The sequence below is a fragment of the Phycisphaerae bacterium genome, from assembly GCA_018003015.1.
Classification (GTDB): Bacteria; Planctomycetota; Phycisphaerae; order UBA1845; family PWPN01; genus JAGNEZ01.
The window spans coordinates 152,265-176,176 of sequence record JAGNEZ010000005.1 but is presented as its reverse complement, the minus strand read 5'-3'; the positions used below and the strand labels follow the sequence as shown (position 1 = coordinate 176,176).

General features: G+C 64.6%; 16 protein-coding genes. 11 read left to right on the top strand and 5 right to left on the bottom strand.

Translation table 11 applies throughout. The annotated features are described in order from the left end of the window. Positions 1–5: 5 nt before the first annotated feature. From KA354_04085 to KA354_04075, 3 genes are all read left to right on the top strand, one after another. Positions 6–650 carry a response regulator gene (locus tag KA354_04085; protein ID MBP7933808.1) on the top strand — a complete coding sequence of 215 codons (645 nt, stop codon included), beginning with the start codon at positions 6–8 and terminating at the stop codon, positions 648–650. Positions 651–1,249: 599 nt separating this feature from the next. After that, positions 1,250–2,953, top strand: a complete 1,704-nt coding sequence (ilvB, locus tag KA354_04080; protein ID MBP7933807.1) for a biosynthetic-type acetolactate synthase large subunit — start codon at positions 1,250–1,252, stop codon at positions 2,951–2,953. A 133-nt stretch (positions 2,954–3,086) separates the two neighbouring features. Continuing rightward, positions 3,087–3,575, top strand: coding sequence for a DinB family protein (locus KA354_04075; protein MBP7933806.1), 489 nt, complete (start codon positions 3,087–3,089; stop codon positions 3,573–3,575). 53 nt (positions 3,576–3,628) lie between these two features. Here KA354_04075 and acpP read toward each other — a convergent pair whose 3' ends face one another. Both acpP and KA354_04065 read right to left on the bottom strand, forming a co-directional pair. Beyond that, a complete protein-coding gene (acpP, locus tag KA354_04070) occupies positions 3,629–3,904 on the bottom strand; it encodes an acyl carrier protein (GenBank protein MBP7933805.1) in 276 nt (91 codons plus the stop codon). 35 nt (positions 3,905–3,939) lie between these two features. Then, positions 3,940–4,149 (bottom strand): helix-turn-helix transcriptional regulator, encoded by a 210-nt coding sequence (locus KA354_04065; protein MBP7933804.1) that lies wholly within the window; start codon positions 4,147–4,149, stop codon positions 3,940–3,942. A 393-nt stretch (positions 4,150–4,542) separates the two neighbouring features. Here KA354_04065 and KA354_04060 point away from each other — a divergent pair, with 393 nt between their 5' ends. Next, on the top strand, positions 4,543–5,721 hold the full coding sequence (locus tag KA354_04060; GenBank protein MBP7933803.1) for an exo-alpha-sialidase: 1,179 nt from the start codon (positions 4,543–4,545) through the stop codon (positions 5,719–5,721). Between the two features lie 3 nt (positions 5,722–5,724). Here the strand turns inward: KA354_04060 and KA354_04055 are convergent, their stop codons facing one another. Next, positions 5,725–6,567: a sugar phosphate isomerase/epimerase gene (locus tag KA354_04055; protein ID MBP7933802.1), complete on the bottom strand. Its 843-nt coding sequence runs from the start codon at positions 6,565–6,567 to the stop codon at positions 5,725–5,727. Positions 6,568–6,726: 159 nt separating this feature from the next. On the opposite strand from KA354_04055, the gene KA354_04050 reads away from it, so the two are divergent. Continuing rightward, the gene (locus KA354_04050) at positions 6,727–7,494 is read left to right on the top strand and encodes a zinc ribbon domain-containing protein (GenBank protein ID MBP7933801.1); all 768 of its coding nucleotides are present in this window, start codon (positions 6,727–6,729) and stop codon (positions 7,492–7,494) included. A gap of 8 nt (positions 7,495–7,502) precedes the next feature. On the opposite strand, the gene KA354_04045 is transcribed toward KA354_04050, so the two are convergent. Then, positions 7,503–8,072 (bottom strand): HDIG domain-containing protein, encoded by a 570-nt coding sequence (locus KA354_04045; protein MBP7933800.1) that lies wholly within the window; start codon positions 8,070–8,072, stop codon positions 7,503–7,505. A gap of 229 nt (positions 8,073–8,301) precedes the next feature. On the opposite strand from KA354_04045, the gene KA354_04040 reads away from it, so the two are divergent. Together KA354_04040 and KA354_04035 are read left to right on the top strand one after the other, a co-directional pair. After that, positions 8,302–11,022 (top strand): right-handed parallel beta-helix repeat-containing protein, encoded by a 2,721-nt coding sequence (locus KA354_04040; protein MBP7933799.1) that lies wholly within the window; start codon positions 8,302–8,304, stop codon positions 11,020–11,022. Positions 11,023–11,047: 25 nt separating this feature from the next. Beyond that, positions 11,048–12,751 (top strand): alpha-L-fucosidase, encoded by a 1,704-nt coding sequence (locus KA354_04035; protein MBP7933798.1) that lies wholly within the window; start codon positions 11,048–11,050, stop codon positions 12,749–12,751. A gap of 137 nt (positions 12,752–12,888) precedes the next feature. Here the strand turns inward: KA354_04035 and KA354_04030 are convergent, their stop codons facing one another. Further along, positions 12,889–14,424, bottom strand: coding sequence for a hypothetical protein (locus tag KA354_04030; protein ID MBP7933797.1), 1,536 nt, complete (start codon positions 14,422–14,424; stop codon positions 12,889–12,891). Between the two features lie 247 nt (positions 14,425–14,671). Between KA354_04030 and KA354_04025 the strand changes: the two genes are divergently transcribed. The 4 genes from KA354_04025 to KA354_04010 all read left to right on the top strand — a co-directional run bounded on the left by KA354_04025 (position 14,672) and on the right by KA354_04010 (position 23,809). Continuing rightward, on the top strand, positions 14,672–16,456 hold the full coding sequence (locus tag KA354_04025) for a HAMP domain-containing histidine kinase (GenBank protein MBP7933796.1): 1,785 nt from the start codon (positions 14,672–14,674) through the stop codon (positions 16,454–16,456). Positions 16,457–16,716: 260 nt separating this feature from the next. Beyond that, positions 16,717–18,819 (top strand): alginate lyase family protein, encoded by a 2,103-nt coding sequence (locus KA354_04020; protein ID MBP7933795.1) that lies wholly within the window; start codon positions 16,717–16,719, stop codon positions 18,817–18,819. 474 nt (positions 18,820–19,293) lie between these two features. Continuing rightward, positions 19,294–21,549 (top strand): hypothetical protein, encoded by a 2,256-nt coding sequence (locus tag KA354_04015; GenBank protein MBP7933794.1) that lies wholly within the window; start codon positions 19,294–19,296, stop codon positions 21,547–21,549. A gap of 955 nt (positions 21,550–22,504) precedes the next feature. Next, the gene (locus KA354_04010) at positions 22,505–23,809 is read left to right on the top strand and encodes an endo-1,4-beta-xylanase (GenBank protein ID MBP7933793.1); all 1,305 of its coding nucleotides are present in this window, start codon (positions 22,505–22,507) and stop codon (positions 23,807–23,809) included. Positions 23,810–23,912 lie beyond the last annotated feature (103 nt).

Here is a 23,912-nt window from a genome sequence, read left to right as displayed (position 1 = left end):
TTCTCATGGACATGCAGATGCCGGTCATGGACGGCTACGAAGCCACCCGCCTGCTCCGCAAGAGAGGTTACCAGGGGCAGATCATCGCCTGGACCGCTCATGCCATGGGATCCGACCTGGACAAGTGTCGCACGGCCGGATGCGACGATCACGCCACCAAGCCGGTCAACCGCCGCCAGCTGTTCGCAACGATCCTGAAGCACTCGCAGAACCCGGAGTGGACTGCCCAGCCAAAGGCCGATGGCGTCGCGGGTGAGGTCGATGGCCCACCGGTCGCCCAATCCTCCTCCAACCGGTCGGCTGCCGGCGCGATCGGGCAGCCAACCACCGTCGGATCACAGGTCCCATCCCCCGAAGATCTGAGTTCGTTCGACTTGGCCGACCTGACCGAGCGATGCCTCGACCGGTTGCCGCAAAGAGTCACCGAAATCGAAGACGCCCTCGCCGGGCACGACGTCATGACCCTGGCTTCGCTTGCCCACAAGCTCAAGGGCGTGGCCGGCAGCTACGGCTTCAATCCGATCACTCAGGCGGCTGCAGAGCTGGAGGAGAGCGCCAACACCGGCGCGGCACTGCACGTGCTCGAGGAGCGGGTCAAGAAACTGATCGGGCTGTGTCGCCAGGCTAGGTCGACAGCCCCGACGACGTGACCACCCGCTCTCGAAGCCCCGCAAGACATGGCCACTCGACCTCCCGGTCGCACTTCCAGCTCCCTTCGCCTTCGCGGTCAACTCGGGGACGAGTCACGAATTGCCGACTGGTACATGCAGGCCGATGACTGGTCAACACCCCCGGACTCCCCCCCGCGCCTTCGCCCCAGACCTCCAGCTTGACGGATGTTCGCCTGGCCGGTACCGTGTGCCCAGCATGGACAACACACGACCGGGTATCCTGCAGTCCGTCGACAAGGCCTCCGAAGGGTGGAAGAGCCTCGTTCCGTCGCTCGTGCTCGTCGTTCGTTAGGCCGCTGGGCAGAGGCTGAAGCTCCAGCGGCCCGTAACCAACACCTACGACATGCCGCCAGAGAGACTAGCCGGACGGGCGTCGCGTGCGCGAGAATGGTCAACCCAGGCCCCGGATCCGGGCCTGAGGCTGAGGCCATGCACGCCCAGCCCGAGAAACCGCTCGGTGCCCCGGAAATCCCCCTTCGGAGCTTTCGGAACGGCCCTCGTGGCCGCGCCTCGGCGAGCGAAGGACCATCATGAACAGCGAGGGAGAACCAATCAATATGAGTGAAGCGGAAACGACGATGGCTAAGCCGGCGGAACCTCGAAGCTTGGCTGGCCTGAAAGGGGCGGAGATCTTCCACCAGATGCTCCTGGAGGAAGGGGTCGAAGTCCTGTTCGGCTATCCGGGTGCGGCCGTCATCCCGATCTTCGACGTACTCTATGAGTCGCCGATCAAGTACGTCCAGACCCGTCATGAGCAGGGTGCGGCACACATGGCCGACGGCTACGCCCGCAGCACCGGTCGCGTCGGCGTCTGCATCGCAACCAGCGGACCGGGGGCGACCAACCTCGTCACCGGTCTGGCCACCGCCCATATGGACTCCTCACCGGTCGTCGCCCTCACCGGCCAGGTGCGCAGCGACCTCATCGGGAACGACGCCTTCCAGGAAGCCGATGTGACCGGCATCACCCGGCCCATCACCAAGCACAACTGCATCGTTTCCCGCGTGGAAGATCTGGCCCGCTCGATTCGAGAGGCGTTCCACATCGCCCGCACCGGACGCCCCGGGCCCGTGCTGGTCGATATCTGCGTGGATGCCACCCTGGCCGCCAGCAACGGCGAGCCCTCTCGCCAAATGCAGCTGCCCGGCTACCGGCCACGGATCGAAGGCGATGCCCGCCAGATCCAGCGAGCCGCCCAGGCCATCAACGCCGCCGCCCGGCCCGTACTCTACGTCGGCGGCGGAGTGGTCGCCTCCGGAGCGAGCGAACTGCTCCGGGCCCTGGTCGATCGCGGACGCATCCCCGTGACTACCACCCTCCTGGCCCTGGGAGCCGTGGACGAGAGCCACCCGCTTTCCCTGCAGATGCTCGGCATGCACGGGGCGGCCGCGGCCAACTTCGCCGTCCAGGCCAGCGACTGCCTGATTTCGATCGGAGCCCGCTTCGACGATCGGGTGACCGGGAAACTCGAACACTTCGCCCCCCACGCCAAGATCATCCACATCGACATCGACCCGACCAGCATCTCCAAGAGCGTCACCGTCGATATCCCGGTCGTGGGCGACGCGAAGAACATCCTCGCAAGGCTGCTGCCCTTGATCGAGACCCGGGAACGAACTGAGTGGCTCAGCCAACTGATCGATTGGAAGCAGAAACACCCCTTTCGCTACGAGAATGGCTCCGGGAACATCAAGCCGCAGAGAGTCGTCGAGGCCCTCGGCCGTCAGACCCGTCACGAGGCCATCATCGCAACCGGCGTCGGCCAGCACCAAATGTGGGCCGCCCAGTATTACGGCTGGAAACGCCCGCGCCAGAGCCTGACTTCCGGAGGCCTCGGCACGATGGGATTCGGCTGCCCGGCCGCCATCGGCGCTCAGTTCGGCAACCCCGGAACCACGGTCATCGACATCGACGGCGACGGCAGCTTCTCCATGACCATGGTCGAGGTCATTACCGCCGTTCAATACGGCCAGCCGGCCAAGTTCGTCGTGCTGGATAACGGCTACCTCGGCATGGTGCGTCAGTGGCAGGAGCTGTTCTGGCAGAAGCGCTACGCGGGCGTACACCATCCGTGTCCCGACTTCGCCAAGGTGGCCGAGGGCTTCGGGGCCAAGGGCATGAAAATCAGCGCTCCGACCGAGGTCGACGACGCCATCTCCGAAATGCTTAAGCACAATGGCCCGGTCGTACTCTGCGTCGAGGTCGAGCCGGAGGAAAACGTGTACCCCATGGTCCCCGCCGGGCGTGCCCTGCACGAGATGGAACTCGGAACGCTGGCGTAGAGGAGTCGTCAGCGGGCACACAAGCGGCATCAGGAGGTACAGAGAGGTTTCGCTCGGTCTTGCTGATCTGATCGCTGACCGCCCGCCGGGGATCGCTGACCGCTCCTTCAGGCGGTCTATTGAGGTCGTATCCATGACTCAGACCCTGGAATCCATGAGCATCTCCGATCTTCTGGCTGCCTACGCCGCCGGCCCGGCCGCTTGCGAGAGTGCCGTCGCCGGTTTGACCGGCGAACAGTTGCGGACCCGGCCGGTGGCGGGCAAGTGGAGCACCCTGGAGGCGCTCTGCCACATCAGCGATACGGAACAACTCTTCGCCGACCGGATCAAGCGGACGATGGCCATGGATCGTCCGTTGTTGCTGGGGGCGGCTGGCTCCATCTACCCCGTGCCGATCAAGTATCAGGAACGCGACGTCCGCGAGGAACTCGACCTCATCAGGCTCACCCGTGCTCAGATGGTCCGCATCCTCAAGCTCCAGCCGCCGCACGTGTGGGAGCGAACCGCGGTTCACAGCGAGGTCGGACTGATGACCCTGTGGCAGTTGCTCCAGCACGCCGTTAGGCATCTGGCGCTTCATCTTGCGGCCATCGCCGAGAAGCGGGCCGCCATGGGCGTCTGAGTCTGCGAGCCTTGACCGCCGAACCCCGCGCATGTCCCTGCCACGAACGAGTTTCAGCACGTCCCCGCAGGGGCACTCTGAACCATCGGCACGAGCAGGTCCACCGCCTGGCCGATCGTCTTCACCTGGTCGGCCTGCTCATCCGGGACCGTCACGTCGAACTCATCTTCGACCGCCATGACGAAATCCACCTTGTCCAGGCTGTCGAAGTTCAGGTCATTGAACAGGTGACACTCGGCAGTCACCTCGGCCCGAGTCATTCCCGCCTGTGCCGCGGCCAGCACGCACACCCTTTCGAGAATCTCGTTACGACTCATGGTCTCTGGCATCGTTTCACTCCTCGTGGTGCACCTGGCCACGGTCGTCACGCGTCGACGCGTGCCTCGGCGGCCTTGACGGCTTTCATCAACTTCCGGATCGTGGAGAAGTCGGGCGTGGTTTTGCCTCGCTCGATGCGGTTCAGCGTCTCAATCCGGATGCCCGCCTGGCGGGCCAGCGACGCTTGGGTCAGCCCGGCCCGCTTGCGACGCTCGATGATGCGGCCGGCCACCACCCGGGCGTCCAGCGGCCCCATCTCGGCCTCTTCCCGCGACGGTCGCCCCCGGCGACCGGACGTCCCTGCGGCAACGACCCTCGCCTGGCGACACAACTCTCGCAGCAGGCTCTCGCGAAGGATGGCGTAGGATATGCCGTCCAACTCCACAACCGCGTAATGCACACTCTTCCGCTGCACGTGCCCCATGTCCTTCCTTTCCGTGCGTCTGGCCGAGCATGCATCGCAGCCGGCTCAGCCAACGAGTGCAGTCTAGCGGTATTTGATTTAAAAGTCAACCTCATTGACGTGAAAGGCAATTATGCCCCGGATCGGCCGCAGGCCGTGGTTCGATTCGAACGCCCAGGGCTTGTGCTCGATCCGCTTCCACGCGACAATGGCGGTATTGGAGCCCAAGGCAAGGAGTCGCTTATCATGAGAACCCGCCCATCGCTTGGTGCCGCCCTCGTTGCCCTCACCCTGCCAGCCCTGTTCCCAGGGTGTTCCGGCGACTCGTCCAAGAAGTCAGTTCATTCCGCGAAGGGACTGCTTCAGCAGAGCGATCCGTTCGTCTCCGGCCGCGAAGACTACGATACGTTCCGCATCCCCTCGCTGCTGGTGACGAAGAAAGGAACACTCCTGGCGTTCTGCGAAGGACGCAAGAACAGCAGCGCCGATCATGGCGACATCGACGTGGTCCTCAAGCGGAGTACCGATCAGGGCAAGAAGTGGAGCGACCTGCAGGTGGTAGCCGATGACGGGGCCAACACCGTCGGGAACCCCTGCCCGGTAGTCGATCAGAGCACCGGGACCATCTGGCTGCTCCTGACCCACAACCTCGGTGAGGACAAGGAGTCGCAGATCACGACTCGACGAAGCAAGGGAACACGCCGCGTCTGGCTCAGCCACAGCACCGACGACGGCGTGACCTGGACGAAACCAGAGGATATCACCGCGACCACCAAGAGGCCCGAGTGGACCTGGTACGCCACCGGACCCGGGTGCGGAATCCAACTCAAGAGCGGCCGGATGGTCATCCCCTGTGATCACACGCCGGCTGGGGCCAGAGACAACTCCCGCTCCCATGTCATCTACAGCGACGATCACGGCGCAACCTGGAAGATCGGCGGCATCGTCGATCGGAGGGTCAACGAATGCCAGGTCGTCGAACGAGTCGACGGTTCACTCATGCTCAACATGCGCAACTGCCGCAGGGGCGTCGGCGAAACCTATCAGCGTGCGATCGCCATCAGCCGCGACGGCGGCCTCAACTGGGCTGACTTCCGGTACGATCCGACCTTGATTGAGCCGATCTGCCAGGCCAGCCTGGTGCGGCACACCGGTGCGGGCGCGGCCGCCAATACCCTGATCTTCGCCAATCCGGCCAGCACCAAACGCGAGAAGCTCACTGTCCGACTCAGCAACGACGGGGGCGAAACCTGGGCTGCCTCCAAGGAGCTCTGGTCGGGGCCCGCCGCCTACTCGGCCCTGGCCGCATTCCCCGACGGAACCGTCGGATGCCTGTATGAGCGCGGCGAGAAGAACCCCTACAGCCGAATCGCCTACGCCCGGTTCAACCTCGATTGGATCAAGTCGCCGGCTGAAGCCCGGTGACCACTACATGGCCATGATCACGTCCATCGCAGCACTGGTGCGAGCCAGCAGCGATGGATCCCACGGCATCATCTCCGCCACCAACGTGCTGTTGTAGCCCACGGCCCGCAGGGCGGCCATTACCGCCGGCCATGGCACCTGCCCGCCACCCAGGGCGCAAAAGGAGTACGCACCCAGGAATCCGAACGCGTCCTGGAAGTCCTTGACGTGCACCCGGCGGATTCGCTGGCCAAGCAATTCAATCCAGTGTGGCGGATGCTGCTGATAGCCGAGCAGGTTGCCGACGTCGAGGTAGATGCCCAGCCGCTTGCTGCTAAACGAATCCACGAAATCGCGGAACTCCAGTGGCGAATAGAACAGACCGTTCCACACGTTCTCGACGCACAAGTCCACGCTGACCTTCTCTGCAGTGTCGAGCAACTGCTTCACCGCTTCCCGGGCCCGCTGAACGGCCACATCGTAGCGGATCAGGTCCGGGCTGAGCGGGCTCTTGACCACGCCGGGCACGAACAGCATGGCCTTGCATCCCAGCCACGCGGCCCGCTGCAGGGCATCGGCGTGCAGGGCGACGGCCTTCTTGCGAATCCCGGCGTCGTCGCTGGCCGGGTTGAAGCCCCAGCTCATCCCGCTGGCCAGCGTCTCGACCACCAGCCCGACGGCGTCGATCTGCTTGCGGATCGCCGTGCACGCGGCCTGCGAGGTACCCGGCGTCAGCACGCCGTCGGTTCCCACGCACAACTCCATGCCCGCGAATCCGGCCTTCTTGGCACAGGCCAAGGCATCGTCGATCGGATGCGTACCGGCTAGACCGTCTTTGTTCGCCCAGTAGCTGATGCACTTGATCATGTCCTCTACCTCCAGCGAAAGATCGTCAATTCTCGCGATTCCGCCCCATTACCATACCATCGGGCGACGGATTGTCCACCCGACCTGTTCGCGGCTACGATGGCTGGAATCAGCGGGGGCATTGGCGACGTTCCGGAGAAGCGAGAAAGGCGTGGCCCAATGGATAACGACTCGTTCCAGGTCGACAACTCCCTGCGGAGTATCCTCGCTCGGGCAGCGCTATGGACGATGATCTGCGGAATCACTGCGATTCCCAGCTTCGTCTGGGCGCGGTCCGACTTCAGTATCCCCGGCATGGTCGTCGGGGTCGCGCTGTTTGTCGCCATTTACACCATGGTGAGCGGTACCTCGGCCGTGGCCCGCTGGCGGACCTCCCGGCTGATAGACCGCACCTTTCGTATCGGCTACTTCACTCGGGTGGTGGTGTCCGCCATAGTCCCATTGGGAATGGCCCTGGATCTGCTTCCAGGAATCGTGAGCGTCAGTCTGGTTGAGGAAGTGATGAACCCAAGGAGCCCTGGGATAGGCGGCGGCCGCGGTTTCTTCGTGACCCTGCTCATCACCCTGGTGCAGGGGACTCTCCTGCACATCACCCTGGGCGCCTATATGCTGGTCGTGCACCTCATCCAATGGTGGTGGGTCGGCAAGGATTACCCCAAGGGCCATTGCCGCAAGTGCGGCTACGACCTGCGAGCTTCCTACCAGTTTGGCCGCTGCCCGGAATGCGGCGCGCCCTGCGGCCCGGAAACGCGTGCCGACCGCAGCACGCCTGGGTTCAGCGGCGACCATGCCGACCTGGCCGAGAATCAGGCCCGGAGTGCAGGCGTCCCGGCGACCTCGTCAGGCGGTTCGCCCGGAGCAGGCGTCCCCTCGCCCGGAACTCTACCGCGTCGGGATAGCGATCCCGAGATACCGGCACGAGGGTAATAGAAGTCCTACGCAACACCCGCGCCCATCCCCAACTCACCGGCCGCCCCCTGCATGGCCGCGATCACGTTGGCGATGTGCTGGTCGAGATCGAGGTTCATGAGTTCCGCGCCCCGGCTGATGTCCTCGCGGCTCACCGCCGCCGCGAACGCGGGGGTCTTCATCTTCTTGCGCACGCTTTTGGGTGTCATGCCGGCCAGTCTCTCCGGGCGGACGTAGGCCACCGCGGTGATGAAGCCGCACAGTTCATCCACCGCCGACAGAGCCTTGCGAATCGGGCGATCGAGCGGGTACTCGGCGCGATTACTCTCCGCATGAGCGAGAACGGCTCCGACGACCTCCTCGCTCACCCCCATTGCCCGCAGGATCTTGGCGCCCTCGCGGGTGTGCTCCGGCTGCTGGGGCCATCGCTCATAGTCAAAGTCATGGATCAGCCCGACGACCCGCCAGGTGTCTACGTCCTCACCGAGCAGCCCGGCGTAGTATCCCATGGCCGCCTCGACCGCCAAGGCGTGCTTGATCAGTGACTCGGACTTGGTGTACTCGTTCAGCAGCACCCAGGCTTGTTCGCGTGTCATCGTCGATTCCTCCGGCCATCTGCAGCATCGTCGGTCATTCCGCGAAGCGGTTCGGACCATGGTAACCGTCCGGGTGGTGATTGGGCCAGCCCGCCGGCACCATTCCACCTTGAATCGCACTGGCTCTGTCTCCGGGGGGGAGATATGATCCCGACGGGCGGCCCTGATCGGCAGTCCCCGAATGCCTCGGTCGGTGGGCGAACTTGCTTCAGCAGGGAGAACACACGTCATGGTGTATTCCAGATCCCTCTCGATCGCGATGGCAGGAGTGGTGCTTCTGGCCGCAGGCGTCTCCTCCTCCGCGATCACGCTCTACGTCTCGCCGGTCGGCAACGACGCCTGGTCGGGCGCATCCGCGGACCCCAATCCCGGCAAGACCGACGGGCCGCTGGCCTCACTTCAGGGCGCCCGAGACGCAATCCGCAAGCTCAAGGAGAAGGGTGCCCCGGCCGGGCCCGTTCAAGTGCTGGTGGCCGAGGGAACCTATCCGATGACCGACGCACTTCTGCTCGAGGCCGGTGACGGGGGTACGGAAGCGGCGCCGATAGTCTACGCAGCCCAGAAGGGGGCCCGGCCGGTATTCGACGGCGGACGGCGAATCACCGGCTTCACCGTCGGTTCTGACGGTGTCTGGACGGTCCAAGTCCCGGGTGTCAGGGAAGGGACATTCTACTTCGAGCAACTCTTCGTCGACGGCCGGCGGGCGACCCGGGCGCGATCACCGAACGAGGGCTACTACTACACCGTGTGGCGAGTGGACAAGGGTATCGATCCGCTCACCGGTCAGCCGGCCGACCTGGGCCGGCGGGCATTCGTGGCCCGCCCCGAGGACATCCGGGCCCTCGTTGGGAAGAATGACGAACAGCTGCGGGATGTTGACCTGGTCGCCTATCATTCGTGGGAGGTATCCCATCTGAGGCTGGCGGCCGTCCACGCGAAGAAGAACACGGTGATGACGACCGGCCCGGCCCGCTGGGCCTTTCAGTGGCTCGGGCCGCACCAGCGGTATCACCTCGAGAACTTTAGGGAGGCTCTGGACGAGCCTGGCGAGTGGTTCCTCGATCGCGACGGCACGCTGTCTTACAGGCCGCTGCCCGGCGAGGACCCGGCTAAGGTCGCGGTCGTGGCCCCGCTGGCTGATCAGTTCCTCCTTATCCGCGGCAAGCCCGACAGCAAGGTCGAGCACGTGCACTTCAGGGGCCTGACCTTCCGCCACGCCCGCTTCGTCCTCGAACCGCAGGGCCACAGCGATTCCCAGGCCGCTGCCGCCATCGCCGGCGTGGTCACCGCCGATCACGCCCGCGGGGTCGCGATCGAGGACTGCACCATCGAGCACGTCGGCCTGTACGGCATCTGGATGCGGCAGGGATGTTCCCACTGCCGGATCGTGCGGAACGAGCTGTACGACCTCGGGGCGGGCGGCGTGCGGATCGGTGAGGCGACAATTCATCCAGAAGGACCGCTGCGCACCGACCACATCGTGGTGGACAACAACATCATCCGATCGGCCGGCCACATCTTCATGGGCGCGGTCGGTGTATGGATTGGCCAGAGCCCCTACAACCAGGTGACCCACAACGACATCAGCGGCCTGCGCTACACCGGTGTCTCCGCCGGCTGGACCTGGGGCTACGGCCAGAGCCTGGCCCACCATAACACCATCGACTTCAACCACATCCACCACATCGGGTGGGGAGTCCTCAGCGACATGGGCGGGGTCTATACGCTGGGCATCTCGCCCGGGACCACGGTCAGCAACAACGTCATCCACGACGTTGACTCCTACGACCGGTATGGTCGGGGCGGCTGGGGCCTCTACAACGATGAGGGCAGCACCGGGATCGTCCTCGAGAACAACCTGGTCTACAACGTGAACACCGGCTGTTACCATCAGCATTACGGCAGGGAGAACGTGATCCGCAACAACATCCTGGCCTTTAGCAAGGACGGGCAGATTCAGCGATCGCGCGTCGAGGAGCATCTGTCCTTCACCCTGGTCGGCAATATCGTGTACTGGGACACCAGCGAGCTGTTGAGCGGCAAGTGGAATGATGCCAACGTCAAGACCGAGCGCAACCTCTACTGGGACGCGTCGGGCAAGCCGGTGACCTTCGCCGGCAAGACGCTGGAGCAGTGGCAGGCGACGGGCCAGGAGGCGGGCTCGGTCGTGGCCGATCCGCTGTTCGTTGATGCCGGGCGCCGCGACTTCCGGCTCCGGGACGGATCGCCGGCGGCCAAGATCGGCTTCAAGCCGTTCGACTACGGCAGGGCGGGTGTCTATGGCGACGCGGCCTGGGTCCGGAAGGCGAAAGCGATCAGCTATCCCGAGGTGGAACGGGCGGCCGATCCGCCGCCGCTGCCGCCCTTGTCGATCGACGAGGATTTCGAGGACCTGTTGGTCGGCTTGCCGGTGCCGCTGGCCACGGTTCACACCGAGAACAAGGGGGACTCGATCGGCGTGACCGAGGAGGCCGCTCGGGGGGGCAAGCGAAGCCTGAAGATCACTGACGCCCCGGGTCTGGAGCACGACTTCTCGCCGCATTTCCACTATGCTCCGAGCCACACGGCAGGCGTGACGCGCATGAGCTGCGATCTCCGGACCGATCCCGGAGCGGTCGTCTACATCGAGTGGCGGGACGCGGCCAGCCCATACCGTGTCGGGCCGACCCTGTCTATCCGGGAGGGTCAGCTGCATGTCGGAGGCAAAGCCCTTGTCGAATGGCCGATCGGCCGGTGGGTCCACGTCGAGATGGCCGCGGGCCTTGGCCCGAAGGCCGACGGGAAGTGGGCGTTGAGCGTGACGCTGCCGGATCAGCAACCGAGGCGGTTCGCCGGCCTGGCCCACGGCAGCCCCGGCTTCGAACGGCTTGAATGGCTTGGCTTCGTGAGCAACGGCAGGGAGAAGGCGGCGAGCTACCTGGACAACATCCGGTTATCCAATGAACCCTGAATAACTCTATAAGGAGTCATGGCGGATGAGCAAGATGAGCATCGTCTCGGCGGCGTTGTTACTGATGGTCGGCACCGGCAGGTTGGCGGGCGAGGACGCCCCGCCGGTCGCGATCCAAGAGGTCAAGGAGTACTTGCGGGCCAGTCCTCAGGACATGCAATGGTGGCGCGAGGCGCGGTTCGGCCTGTTCGTGCACTGGGGGCCGGTGAGCCTGCAGGGCACCGAGATCGGCTGGTCGCGCGGCGGCGAGCGACGCGGGACCGGCGGCAAGGGCGAGGTTCCGCTCGAGGTCTATGACAACCTCTACAAGAAGTTCAACCCGGTCAGGTTCAACGCCGACGAGTGGGTGCGCATCGCCCAGGACGCGGGCATGAGGTACCTGGTCTTTACCACCAAGCACCACGACGGCTTCACCAACTTCGACTCCAAGCTCACCGACTACAAGATCACCAGCCCGGAATCGCCGTTCCGCCGCGACATTGTCGCCGAGTTGGCCAGGGCCTGTCACCAGGCCGGGATGCGCCTCGGCTTCTACTACTCGCCGCCGGATTGGCATCACCCGGACTACCGTACGGCCGAGCACGCCAAGTACATCGCGTATCTTCATGGTCAGCTCCGCGAGCTGTGCAGCCACTACGGCCGGGTGGACATCATCTGGTTCGACGGGCTGGGCGGCACGGCCAAGGACTGGGACTCCGAAAACCTCTTCAAGATGATCCGCACGCTCCAGCCGCACATCCTGCTCAACAACCGGGCGGGTCTGCCGGGCGACTTCGGCACGCCCGAGCAGACCATCGGCCGGTTCGACATCAAGAGGCCTTGGGAGTCTTGCATCACCATATGCCAGCAGTGGGCATGGAAGCCCAACGACAACCTCAAATCGCTCAAGGAATGCGTGCACACCCTGGTCCGTTGTGCCGGCGGCGATGGCAACCTGCTGCTCAACGTCGGGCCGATGCCCTCGGGAGAGATCGAGCCGCGGCAGGTGGACGTGCTGCGCGGCATGGGCCAATGGCTCAAGGTCGCGGGGGAGGCCCTCTACGCCACGCGGGGCGGGCCGTTCATGCCCGGCCTCTGGGGGGCGAGCACCCATCGGGGCAAGAAGGTCTACCTTCACGTGCTCGAGTGGCCGGACGGCGAGGACCTGCTGGCCCTGCCGGCCATCAAGGCCAGGATTGTGGCCAGTTCCCTGCTCGGCGGCGGCACGGTCACGGTCAGGCAAGGCGAGAAGGGCATCACCGTCGGCGTACCGGCCCCCGATCGCAGAGATCCGGACACCATCGTGGTGCTCGAGCTGGACTGTCCGGCGATGGACATTCCCCCGGTGGCGACGGGCGGCGTTTCGCTGACCACCGGCAAGAAGGCCACCGCATCGAACGTCTTTCAGAACAGCGACGCGCACGGGCCGGACAAGGCCGTGGACGAGAACGACGCCACGCGTTGGGCGACGGATGCGGGCACCCGCTCCGCCTGGTTGGAGGTGGATCTGGGCGAGGCCAAGACCTTTGACCGGGCGACGCTGCGCGAGGCCTACGAGCGTGTTCGGGCGTTCGAACTCCAGTACAAGGATGGCGACAGCTGGCGGACGTTCGCGACCGGGACGACGATCGGTCGTCGCTGCCGGCTCAAGTTCGCGCCGGTGACTGCCCGCTACGTGCGGCTGAACATCACCGAGGCCACGGAAGGTCCGACCCTCTGGGAGTTCGCCCTCACTCCCCCGGTTCAGTAGCCGCGGGGAGTCAGCCCGGAGCGAGGGGAAGCGCGGGTCCGGGAGGCAGGACCCGTCAGCCCGTCGGGGGTCGGGCCTGGGGCCTCGGGGCCGCCGCTGTCCCGGGTCCTGGCTCGCGATGGGGAGATCGCCCTTAGCTACTTTATACCTCCTTTCTGAGTATTAGGGTGCTTTATTCGCTCTTTGGCACGTTCCGCCAGGACCTTGAGGTTCGGCCACACGTTTTCGGTGAGCGGGCCCAGTTCCAGGCTCACATCCAGGGGTAGGGCGGGGAGATCGTGTCCGGCCAGAGGGATGGTCAGCAGGGATTGCCCGGTGGCCGCCTGGGTTCCGAGGATTCGTACTCGCCGGCGGTCGACCAGCACTTTGGCGCCCATGCGGCTGTACTCGACCTCCTCCGGGAGCAATGCCAGGGCGGCCTGGGGGATGGCCTTGTTGAGGAATTTCTCCATCAGGAAAGTCAGGAACACCTTGCTCAGGGTGCCCTTGCCGTTCGTGGGCGGCCGAGCGGTCACGTCCACGTCGGCGGTGACGATCTCGTTCTTCGCGATGATCAGCGAGTTGATGCGTACGTTCAGGGTTCCGTTCAGGCCGCCGCGTCCCAAGGTCGCGGTGACCAGCTTGTCCAGGGAGGCCCCGTCCCACTGTCCGTCGAGCCGCAGGTCCTCGATGCCGGCGTCGGTGATCAGTCCGCGGTAGACGTTGAGGCCCCCTTCGCCCCCTATGGGTGGTATTGACCAGCGAGAGAGCAGCTGCTCGATTCCCAGTTTCCGTATCTGCCCGGTGAACTCGAGTCGTAGCAGCTGCCGGTCGCGGATCAGGGCGTCCCGGATGTCCAGGGTGACCACCGCCGGGACGGCTCCGCCCGGCAGCCGGGGCGTGAACTCCTCCAGCCGGACGTCGTCGACCGCGCCGACGAGCTGGACTTCGTCGCCAGCCGACGCCTTCCGCACGGTCATTCTGCCGCTGAATGAGCCTTGGGTCACGGGGGATGCCACCAGTCCGGCGAGTCCCAGTCCGGTCAGGGGCACGTGCGGCACGTGCAGCGTGACCTCCGGCAGAAACTCCTCGGCCTCGGGGTCGATCCGGGCCCGGATCCGGATCGGGTCCGAAACCGGCTGGCCGTTGAGTGAGGTGCAGCTGAGCTCCGCCAGGCCCTTGCCGTCGGTCGCGAACGTGACCCGGCCGTTCACGCCCTCGGCGGCCAGGTGGAAATCCCGCCGCGGCCAGTCGATCCGGGCGCTGTGAAACCGTACCTGGCGGAGGTTGAGCTGATTGAAGTCGTGGGCCAGGCTGGCTCGAAGAACCTGCATATAGTCCTCCGATCGCCAGTCTTCCGATCCGATCGACCAGGCGGCATCGTGGACGTGGATGCCTGCCCCGCCCTGGGCTTCGGGATCGCGTTTGTCCCAGAGGATGAGCGGCGCGCTGAAGATCCTGGCCCGTCGCTCCGGCAGCCAGACATGGACGTTCATGAGTCGCCGAGCGGTGAAGCTGTGGGCCTGGATTCCGCCCACCTCGAAGGGCATTCCGAAGAAGTCGGTCAGATCCGTCTCCACGCTCCGGCGGTACCGGTCGCTGCGGTAGTATGCCGCGTAGGCCAGTGTGCCCCCGAGCACCGCCGTCACGGTCAGGAATGTCGTCCATGCCGCCACCGTTCGCCGCGTCACCATAGGCCGGGCAGTCTACTGTAAGCGGCGGCCGCCGGCGAGTCGTCGACGGCGAGTGATGAGTCTCGAATCACGGGTGGGCCTGGTTTGCCCGTTCGTGCTCTTTTCGGCGCGTGGTCAGGACTCATCACCCCCTTTCCTGCTCACTCGCGGGGTCGGGCTCTTTGGCTGAGCTCCGCACTTGTTTCTGCTTTCCCGATGACGCATCTCATGGTGGCCGGTACAATTCCCTTCCATGGCTCGACCCGGGATGCTCTCGCTATCACTGGCCGCCAAGTGCCGTCTCCTGTTCGGCATGGCCGTGGCCCTGATCATTGGTTCGGCCCTGTTCGTGCCCTGGTACTCGCTGGCCACATTCGTGCACGACCGCAACATTCAGCGGGCCCGGCATCTGGCCGTCCTGGGCCGGGCTCTTCTCGACCCGACGAGCACGAACTGGAACCAGCAGCAGACCCGGATCAATCAATGGTGGGACGACAACACCAAGTCGCTGAACCTGCCCGCCCAGAAGCCGGTGTTGCTTCAGTTGCCGCCGGCCTTGCCGGGTCCGGTGAGCGTGGAGTCCTTTCTGGCTCCGCTGGCCGGCATTGCCCGGGTCATGGATCCCCCGGTCAAGGCTGTTCGCCGTCATGTGCGGCCCCCGCCCGGTGTCGCGCTTGCCGTGGGTGGATGGAGGTTCATTCCGGACGAGTGGCAGCAGCGGGGCGTATTGAGTCTCGTGGCCGCGGGGCGCGAGGTCATCCGGACGCTTCAGCCGACCGGGCTGGTGTTGGACGACTTCCGCCGCCGCTGCGTGGAGGCGATGACCAAGGAAGAGGCTCTGCAGGAGATGCAGCAGCCTGAGCGTCGGCCGGGCGGGTCGACCACCTACCGGGTGATCCTGGCGGTCCGTGGCGAGGACACCGGTTCCGGCCGCCGCCCGTTGCTGGGCCTGGTGGAGATGAACCTCGAATCCGCACGTTCGGACGCCGCCCTGATGTGGATCCGGGTGGTGATCATCCTGGCGGGCTTCATCGCCGGCTTCCTGGCGATTCTGGTGTTTTATCTGATCGTTCAGAAGTTCATCCTTGCTCCGGTGCGCGATCTGACCGTGTTGGCCGAGGACATTGCCGGCGGCAATCTCAACGCCCGGGCGGTGATCAACACCGGCGACGAGTTTGAGAACCTCGGCGAGGCGTTCAACGAGATGCTCAGCCAGCTCGAGCGAGCCCGGGTCGAGCTCGAGACGATCAACCGCTCGCTGGATACCCGGCTGGGCGAGCTGGCCGAGACCAACGTGGCCCTGTACGAGTCCAACCGGCTGAAGAGCGAGTTCCTGGCGGTGGTCAGTCACGAGCTGCGCACTCCGCTGGCCTCGATCATCGGGTTCGCCGACCTGCTTCGCGACTCGTCGCAGGGTGAGGGCGAGGTCGATCGCAGCCGGCTGCATCGTTACGCTCACAATATTCTGGTCAGCGGACGGATGCTCCTCGACCTGATCAACGACCTGCTGGAGCTGGCCAAGATCGAGGCCGGCAAGGTCGAGCTGCACCGTTCGCGTTTTGCCCTGCAGGACATCTGCGAGGGCCTGGCCGACTTCACCCGTCCGCTGGCCGACAAGAAGCAGCTCACCCTGGCGATCGAACTCGACGAAGGCCTGCCGATGATGAACTCGGACGCGGGCAAGGTTCGCCAGGTGCTCTACAACCTGCTCAGCAATGCCATCAAGTACACTCCAGAGGGCGGCACCATCCGGATGGAAGCAGCTCCCCAGGACGGCGTGAAGTCGGTTCGCCTGTCGGTGGCCGACACCGGTCCGGGCATTGCCCCGGAGGACCAGGAGCGGATTTTCGAACGTTTTCGCCAGCTCGACTCCTCAGTGACTCGCGAGCACGGCGGCTCCGGCCTCGGTCTGGCGATCAGCAAGGAACTCGTGCACATGCTTGGCGGCTCGATCCGAGTGGACAGCGAGTTGGGCAAGGGTTCCCGCTTCACCGTTGTTCTGCCCGTCGAGTGTCCCGAGACCATCCTCCGTCCGCTGCCGTCGCTAACGTGAGGCGAGGGGTTTGGGTGCCCCACGGGTCCCAGCAGTCATTTGGCGAAACGAACCCAACCCTCTGGCGAAACGAAGCCGACCGTTAGGGGAACCGTTGGGAAGGCGGGTGGGGCGTGGTTTTCTTCCCTGTTCATATCATGTCGGGTGTCCCGGCGAGGGACGGCTGGGCGGGGCGGGTGGGCGTGGGGGGTGAGGTCGGCGGCTTGCGATCGCTGCTTCGCCTCTTGACAGGTTCCCGAGGGAGGGTGGAGACTGCGGCCATGCGATGGTTGCCGTTTGTCGCCGCGTGCCGTGGTCTGCTGCTGGCGTTGGGAGGTTCTGGGGCTTGTCTGGCTCTTGGCCAGTCGGTTCCAGCGATCCAGGGGCTGCCCTTCGAGATCGGCCGCCTGGAGGCCGACGCCGCTCCCGGGGATCACCCGAGACTCTTCTTCACCGCCGCCGAGGTTGAGCGAGCGAAGCGCCGGGCGGTGGAAGATGCCGGTGGCCGCGAGGTGCTCCGGCGGTTCCTGGCCGTGGCTGACCCGAAGCTGGAGGCCGAGATCAAGCCGCTGGACGAGGGCTGGTGGGGTGAGGCGGCCACCAAGCCATGGGAGGCCACCTACCCCGAGGTCTACGTTCACACGTGCATCGAGCCCACGAGTTACGCCCATGGGGCGGCGGTTTTGGCCACGGCGTGGCTGCTGACCGGCCAAGAGCGGTACGCCGAGCGGGCGACTGCCATGCTCATGAACCTGGCTCCGTACTCTTTTCGGGCAGAGCATTACGACGTGGGCATGAACTATGCCGGGTGGGGGATTCATGCCCTGAAGGCCTATGACGTGTTGTTCGATCGCCTCGGGTCCGGACAGCGTGCGGCGCTGGACGCGATGATGGCCCGTCTGGCCTGGGCCGTTGCCCGGAACGACGTCTACTGGATCGACCACGGCATTGGGGGTGGGCTGAACAACCATCTTGCCTGGCACAAGGCCATACTTGGACTGCTGGGCCTGTTTTATGGCCGGCCGGAGATGGTCGAGTTCTGCCTGCACGGCCGTCGGGGAATGGTTCCGCTGCTGGAGGAAGGTCTGCTGGACAACGGGCTATGGTGTGAGAGCAGTCTCACCTATCAGTTTGCGGCCGTGGATCCGATGATCCTCTTCGGGAATTGCCAGCGACGAGTGGGATTCAAGCCTTCGATTTTGGAGATCGTCGGGGCGAACGGGCGCACGTTGAAGCAGGCCTATGACGCGATGTTCGACGTCCTGGCGCCGGACGGTCTGATTCCGCCGATTGGCGACGCGTATGGGCGGCGTGTGCGTCTGTGGGAGGTATCTTCGTACGAGGCGGCGTGGGCTGCATGGGGCGACCCGAAACACGCGTGGCTGCTCCGGCACAACGACAGGCGAGGGATCGACGCGATCTTCGCCCCGGCGCTACCGGCCGATGTTCCAGCTCCGGCGATTCGCAGCCTGCTCCGGCCGGAGCACGGTTACGCGTTTCTTCGTTCCAGCGAGGACGCGTCCTACTGGGATTCGGGCGCTCGCTGTGCGTTCCTGACCTACGACCGCTCTGGTGTGCACTCCAACGCGGACAAGCTCGGTCTGATGCTGTTTGGCCGCAAGCGGCTGCTGATTCCGGACGTCGAGGGCATCTCCACGACGCCGCACGCATTCAGTTCCGAGATTCAGCGGCAGCTCAACCGTGGAGGGCTGAGCCAGAACACGGTCATGATCGACGGTCAGGACCAGCGCGGGACCGGGCGGCTTCTCCGGCTGGTGGAGTTTCGCGATCTGCCGGACGAGAAGAGGGTTACTGCATGTGACGACGAGGGGCTTCTGTACGAGGGCGTGCGGCAGATGCGGACCGTGGCCATGGCCGCGGACCACGTGCTGGACGTTTTTCAGGTCGACTGCGGGGGTCGCGAGCGGCAGATCGACTGGATTGTGCACGCCATGGACAAGGAGGCCCAGGCCCCGGATGAACTTGACCTGGAGTTGAAGAAGCGGTGCCGCCCGTTCGAACTGCCGAAAGTGGGGGCGTGGAGATGGCTCCGGAATGGTCGGGCGTTCGTTCCTTCCGGTCCGATCGAACTCCGGTGGGGGAGCGGAGAGGTTCTGCTCCAACTCCACATGGGCTCGGTCGGGGTTCAGGAGGTGATCCTGCTGGATTATCCGGCCAGCGACCGGCCTGACTCGGGTCGAATCCCGATGGCGATGGTCCGGTCACCGGGGCGGCGAATGGTCTTCGCCGCGGTGTGGATTGTCTCCGACTTGCCGCGTTCTGCGAAGCTCCGGCTGCTCCCGCCTCGGGAGGCTTCGTTGGTGTACGAAGTGACCATCGATGGCGCGGCGCGGCAGCACCTCGTACCGAAACTTGCCGAGTGACAACGGATGGTGGCGGCGTCACGTCTGGAGTTGTATCGCCGTGGTGGCGCGGCCAGCCTGCGCGCCTGCGGTGCGATGGCCCGGGCCGAGATGTCGCTTCCGAGATACGCTTCTCGCCTCCCGCGTCCACAACCTGACGGCCCCGTGGTTGTTTTTTTTTGAGAATTCCGCGTCACTCCGATGGGCCGGATCGGCGGAGAGCCCCTATAGAGGAACAGGCATTTTCTCCCCGGCCGCATTTGTCTGCGGCGCCGAGTTTGACCCTCTCGCCGGAGAGGGGTGACGATTATGACAAGACGATAGTGGTGTCTGGATGCCGGGCTGTCCGGGTGGGCGGCCCGGTTTTGGATGCGCGTGTACTGTGGTTCAGGCGGTCACTTTCATGTGCCCCGGGTCTTTCAGCCCGCGCGTTTGGTGAAGGGTTTGCTTTGTGGGTGTGATCGGTATGTCAGGTATGATGAGGAGGATTGGACCATGTCTGGAGTCAGGTGTCGATTGACGATTCGAGCGGTTTGTATTGGCGGGGGGCTGCTCGCTTGCCTGGCGAGCGTGAGCGGGCAGGAACTACCGCAGGCCTGTTGTCTGGGCGACGGATGTCAGATGTTGCTGCCGAGGGAATGCTTGGGGCTGGGCGGCGTGCCGCAGGGGCCGGGATCCTCCTGCGACAACCCTGAGATCTGTTTGCAGGCGTGTTGCCTGGACGGTCTATGTTTCGGCATCTGGCCGGCGGGCATGTGCGCCGCGCACGGTGGGGCGCCCCAGGGACCGGGCAGTCAGTGCGTTCCGGGGACACCATGTGACCAGGGGGGATGCACAAGCGATCTGGAATGCGACGACGGTGACCCGTGCACCAAGGACTACTGTGACCCAGCCACCGGCAGGTGTGTTCACGAGCCGATCAACTGCGACGACGGTGATCCGTGTACGCTGGACGTGTGCGATCCCGCGGCCCCGAATTTCTGTGTGCACATTCCGGTCAACTGTGATGATGGTGACGCTTGCACCAAGGATTACTGTGACCCGGCCACCGGGAAGTGTGTGCACGAGTCCATCAACTGTGATGATGGTGACGCTTGCACCGAGGATTACTGTGACCCGGCCACCGGGAAGTGTGTGCACGAGCCCATCAGTTGTGATGATGGGGATTTCTGCACCATCGATCGGTGTGATCCGGCTACCGGTGGGTGCGTGCATGTCGCGAACCCTGAGTGTCAAGCCTGTTGCCTTCCGGACGGCACATGTGACAACCTGCCGCCTTCGGTCTGTAAGGAGAAGGGAGGCGTTGCGCAGGGGCCGGGCAGTGATTGTGCAACGGTGACCTGCGGCCAGGAGGTTGTGCCGAAGTTCAGCCAGCCGCCGACGCCGGAGCGGGAAGACATCCCGTCGAATCTCTGGATCAGTCCGAACGGAATCCAGCAGCCCAACGTGGATGTGGCCGACGACTTCCGTTCCGATGGGCGGCCGATCTCGGCGGTTCGATGGTGGGGCTCTTACCTCAACGAGGAATACGTGCCGCGGGAGTTTGGCGGTTTCGATCAGCCGCCCTACCAGATCGACGGCTGGTTGATCAGTTTTCATCTGCCGCTGGTGCTGAAGCAGGTTGCGGGCACGAACCCGAAGCGTCCGGCCTTGGGTCTCTATTTTGCCCCGCGTCACGCCGTGCGAATCAACCTGACGGATGTCGTGCCCTGTGACGGTCACAAGGTGTTCGAGTACTACGTGGACTTGAGCCAGTGCTGCCTGATTCAGAGTCACCCGGACCCGCGGTTGCCGGCCACGGCCGCCGATCGCTGCCCCGCGCGTCCCAACGCGTTTGCCGAGCACCACTGCTTCTGGTACGCCTTGAACATTCAGGCGGTCGTGGGGGTCCGCTGGCTCGGTGGTGGGTCGGCGTCATGTTGCGAGCGAGTATTCTCCAACAACGTGGCCCTGGGCGACTTCTGGGGATGGCACGCCACGTTGATCGAGAAGGGTATCCGCCCGGCGGTCCAGACCGCGATCTCATGGGGAGAGCCGGTGCAGAGCCCGTGCCCGCCGTTGAGTGAATGTCCGCCGGGACCGCGATGGCTGTACGGGCCGTGGTCGTATGTCAAGCCGGTGTGCTCCTTCGATCATCGCATCAACATGGCCTTTGAGCTGCTCACTCCCGTGACCCAGATTCCTGATCCGTGCAAGCCGTTTCATCTGATCAGTGCGGTCTCGTACAAGACTCACGGGACGGCGGGCGAGTTCGGCATTGACCTGCCGTGGTCGCCGGTGCCTCCGTACGGGATCGAGGATCGTGTCGGCGGGCCGACCAAGGTTGTGCTGACTTTCAACCAGGATATCGTCGCCGGCGATGGCTCGCTCGACATTGGAGATGAGGTGACGACGAGCGAGGGTGTGATTGACAGCCTGTCGGTCGTGGGCAACGCACTGACTATCCTCATGCATGGCGTGCCGAGGGCCGCTTGTGTCACCCTGACCGTGGCCAACGGCCCCGATGGTCTGACCAGCACAGGAGGCGAGCCGCTGGAGGGCGTCAATCAGATAAGTATTCTCTCGTTGACCGGCGACGTCAGTGGCGATGGCAAGGTCAATACGCTCGACCTGACCCGGGTGCGGAACGCGATCGGTGGGCCGGTCGTAGCCGCCACTTTTCGGGCGGACGTGAATGCGGACGGCAGGATCAACGTACTGGACATGACGCAGGTCAGGAACAACGTCGGTGCGGTGGCGAGTTGTCCGTGATGACCGCCGGTCGATCCTGGATTTTGCGATCATCGGCCGAGGCCAGTGACTCCGTTGCTGGCCTCGGTCGTTTGCCGGCAGGAGCGGCTCAGGCATGGGCCCAGGGGAGGGTCCAGGCTGGAGATGGGTGTGGGTCTTTGCATCACGTTCGAAGGTTGGGCTGAAAGAAGCGCGCCGCCGGCACGTTTATCTGTTTGAGGAGCCCGTGGGTCCGAATGAAGCGATACGCGAGTTCGGATCGTGTGACGCGATTCGGACAGCGTCCGTGTCACATTGTTCCCGGTGTGGCCGAGGGGCGCTTGCTGAAGCTGTCGCAAGGTCATAGCGACAAGGATGTTGGATCTGTCTGTTCGCGGGCGGTTCTTGCGGCGGGGTAAGTCACCCCCCGTGAAACTTGGCGGCAACTGCACCTTGGCCGCCGGAATAGCCGATGGGAGGGGTGAGGGCGGGCGTCTCGGATGTCGGACGAGGGAGGTGCCCCTGAGGCAGCTTGGCTCGGGGTGGCCGTCGGCGCGCGGTGCGTGAACCGGTGTGGCCTGGACTTTGCCGAAGTTGGCGGAACAATGTCGGATGGCTCTTGTCGGGACGCTCACGATCCCATAGACTGTGGGTAGATGTCATCCTTGGACGCGGAGGCGCCCTGGGGCGACAGCGATAAGTTGATGAGCGGGTTCCGTGGTTTCAGGTTGCGATTATCGCCTGGACCGTTGCACGGACTCATTAGGGTTATATTTCGATACATAACGTTTCGGGACCGCTCATGCTTCGTTTTGCTGTAACCCGTGAAGGCTCTGCCGTTCGCGATCTTGACCTGTCTGGCGCATACGTGGTGGGCAGTGATGGGGTTCCCCTGCGCGCCGAGCTCGAGTTTCGCGATTCTCAGGTCATTTGTGCGAAGCGGGCCGATGGCCCGGCTGCTCTTGCTCTAGTCTGGCCGGTCCGCGGTTGCGGCACGATGATGCTTGAAACCAGCCGGCTGATGGACCGGGATCAGCCTTACAACCTCGCCCTCGAGTTGGCTCGTGGTCGTCTGACCCGCATCAACCTCAAACGGGAAGACTGGGGCTTGTTCGATTTTGAGGGCGTTGAGCCGGTGGCCAACGAGATCACCGTGGCCCGGGATCTGATGGTTGACTCGCTGAAGGCGGACACGCCTGCGAAGCAGGCTCGGTTGGCGGAGCAGGCGCTTCAGGCTGCCATTCTGGCAGGGGAGAAGCTCAGTCATTTTCACGCGGACATCTTCCTTGCCCGCCGCAAGCAGGTCCACGCGTTCACCCGCCGGACCATCGGCTGCACGGTTGACCTGGGCAACTCGGTCGAGGTCTACCGTCAACGGCTGCGGGAGGTCAGCGACTACGTTTACCTTCCCATCCCCTGGCGTCTGGTTGAGCCGAAGCAAGGGGAGTTCAACTGGCGTCCTTTTGACGTCTGGATCGAGTGGTTGGCCAAGCACCGTACCCCGATGCGGGTGGGGCCGCTGGTCAGTTTCAGCGAGGCCAACATCCCGGCGTGGGCGAGCATGTACGAGACCGATTTTGAGACCGTCCGTAACCTGATCTTCGATCACGTGCGGCGGGTGGTCGAGCGGTATGCCAACTACGTCTACCAGTGGGATGTGATCAGCGGCGTCCACGCGGACAACACCTTCGAGTTCTCCTTCGAGCAGCTGATGGAGATCACCCGGGTGACGGTTGCCCTGGTGAAACAGCTTGCCCCCCGGGCCCAGACGCTGATCAATCTGGTTGCCCCTTGGGGGGAGTATTATGCCCGGAATCAGAGGACGATTCCGCCGATGCTCTATGCGGACATGGTTGTCCAGAGCGGGATCGGCTTCGACGGAGTTGGCGCCCAGTTCCTCTTCGGACCCTCGTCGGACGGCATGTTTGTGCGGGACATGTTCCAGATCTCCGAGAAGCTGGACCGGCTCGGCAATCTTGGCAAGCCGGTACACATCACGGCGGTTCAGGTGCCGTCGCGGTCGTTCAGTAACGGGCGAAGTGGCGGTTGCTGGCGGACGCCGTGGGATGAGAACGTCCAGGCCCTGTGGGCCAAGGAGTTCTACACCATTGCCCTGAGCAAGCCGTTCATCGAGAGCGTCACCTGGCTTGATCTGGCCGACCGCGAGGCCGGTCTGATTCCTTCGGGGGGGTTACTGCAGGCCGACCTGACGCCGAAGGCTGCCTTCAAGGTCCTCAAGGATGCCCGTGCGGAGCTGCTGGGGGTCACCCGTCGTCCGCCCGCTGCCCAGGCTGCCAGCTGAGTCGTGTTCCTCCGTGGGGATGAGCCGTTGCCGGGTCTCCAGAATCTGCCTTGTGGCTGGTGGGTCCGCCCACCCTTCGAGGCGGCGCGGGAACTGGATAGAG

Bases quoted from the DNA above. Each gene is read 5' to 3' on its own strand.
- KA354_04050 (MBP7933801.1), top strand. From the start codon at position 6,727: ATGGATAACGACTCGTTCCAGGTCGACAACTCCCTGCGGAGTATCCTC.
- KA354_04035 (MBP7933798.1), top strand. From the start codon at position 11,048: ATGAGCAAGATGAGCATCGTCTCGGCGGCGTTGTTACTGATGGTCGGC.
- KA354_04045 (MBP7933800.1), bottom strand. From the start codon at position 8,072: ATGACACGCGAACAAGCCTGGGTGCTGCTGAACGAGTACACCAAGTCC.
- KA354_04065 (MBP7933804.1), bottom strand. From the start codon at position 4,149: ATGGGGCCGCTGGACGCCCGGGTGGTGGCCGGCCGCATCATCGAGCGT.
- KA354_04015 (MBP7933794.1), top strand. From the start codon at position 19,294: ATGTCTGGAGTCAGGTGTCGATTGACGATTCGAGCGGTTTGTATTGGC.
- KA354_04010 (MBP7933793.1), top strand. From the start codon at position 22,505: ATGATGCTTGAAACCAGCCGGCTGATGGACCGGGATCAGCCTTACAAC.
- acpP (MBP7933805.1), bottom strand. From the start codon at position 3,904: ATGCCAGAGACCATGAGTCGTAACGAGATTCTCGAAAGGGTGTGCGTG.
- KA354_04060 (MBP7933803.1), top strand. From the start codon at position 4,543: ATGAGAACCCGCCCATCGCTTGGTGCCGCCCTCGTTGCCCTCACCCTG.
- KA354_04030 (MBP7933797.1), bottom strand. From the start codon at position 14,424: ATGGTGACGCGGCGAACGGTGGCGGCATGGACGACATTCCTGACCGTG.
- KA354_04075 (MBP7933806.1), top strand. From the start codon at position 3,087: ATGACTCAGACCCTGGAATCCATGAGCATCTCCGATCTTCTGGCTGCC.
- KA354_04040 (MBP7933799.1), top strand. From the start codon at position 8,302: ATGGTGTATTCCAGATCCCTCTCGATCGCGATGGCAGGAGTGGTGCTT.
- KA354_04055 (MBP7933802.1), bottom strand. From the start codon at position 6,567: ATGATCAAGTGCATCAGCTACTGGGCGAACAAAGACGGTCTAGCCGGT.
- KA354_04020 (MBP7933795.1), top strand. From the start codon at position 16,717: ATGCGATGGTTGCCGTTTGTCGCCGCGTGCCGTGGTCTGCTGCTGGCG.
- KA354_04025 (MBP7933796.1), top strand. From the start codon at position 14,672: ATGCTCTCGCTATCACTGGCCGCCAAGTGCCGTCTCCTGTTCGGCATG.
- KA354_04085 (MBP7933808.1), top strand. From the start codon at position 6: ATGGACATGCAGATGCCGGTCATGGACGGCTACGAAGCCACCCGCCTG.
- ilvB (MBP7933807.1), top strand. From the start codon at position 1,250: ATGGCTAAGCCGGCGGAACCTCGAAGCTTGGCTGGCCTGAAAGGGGCG.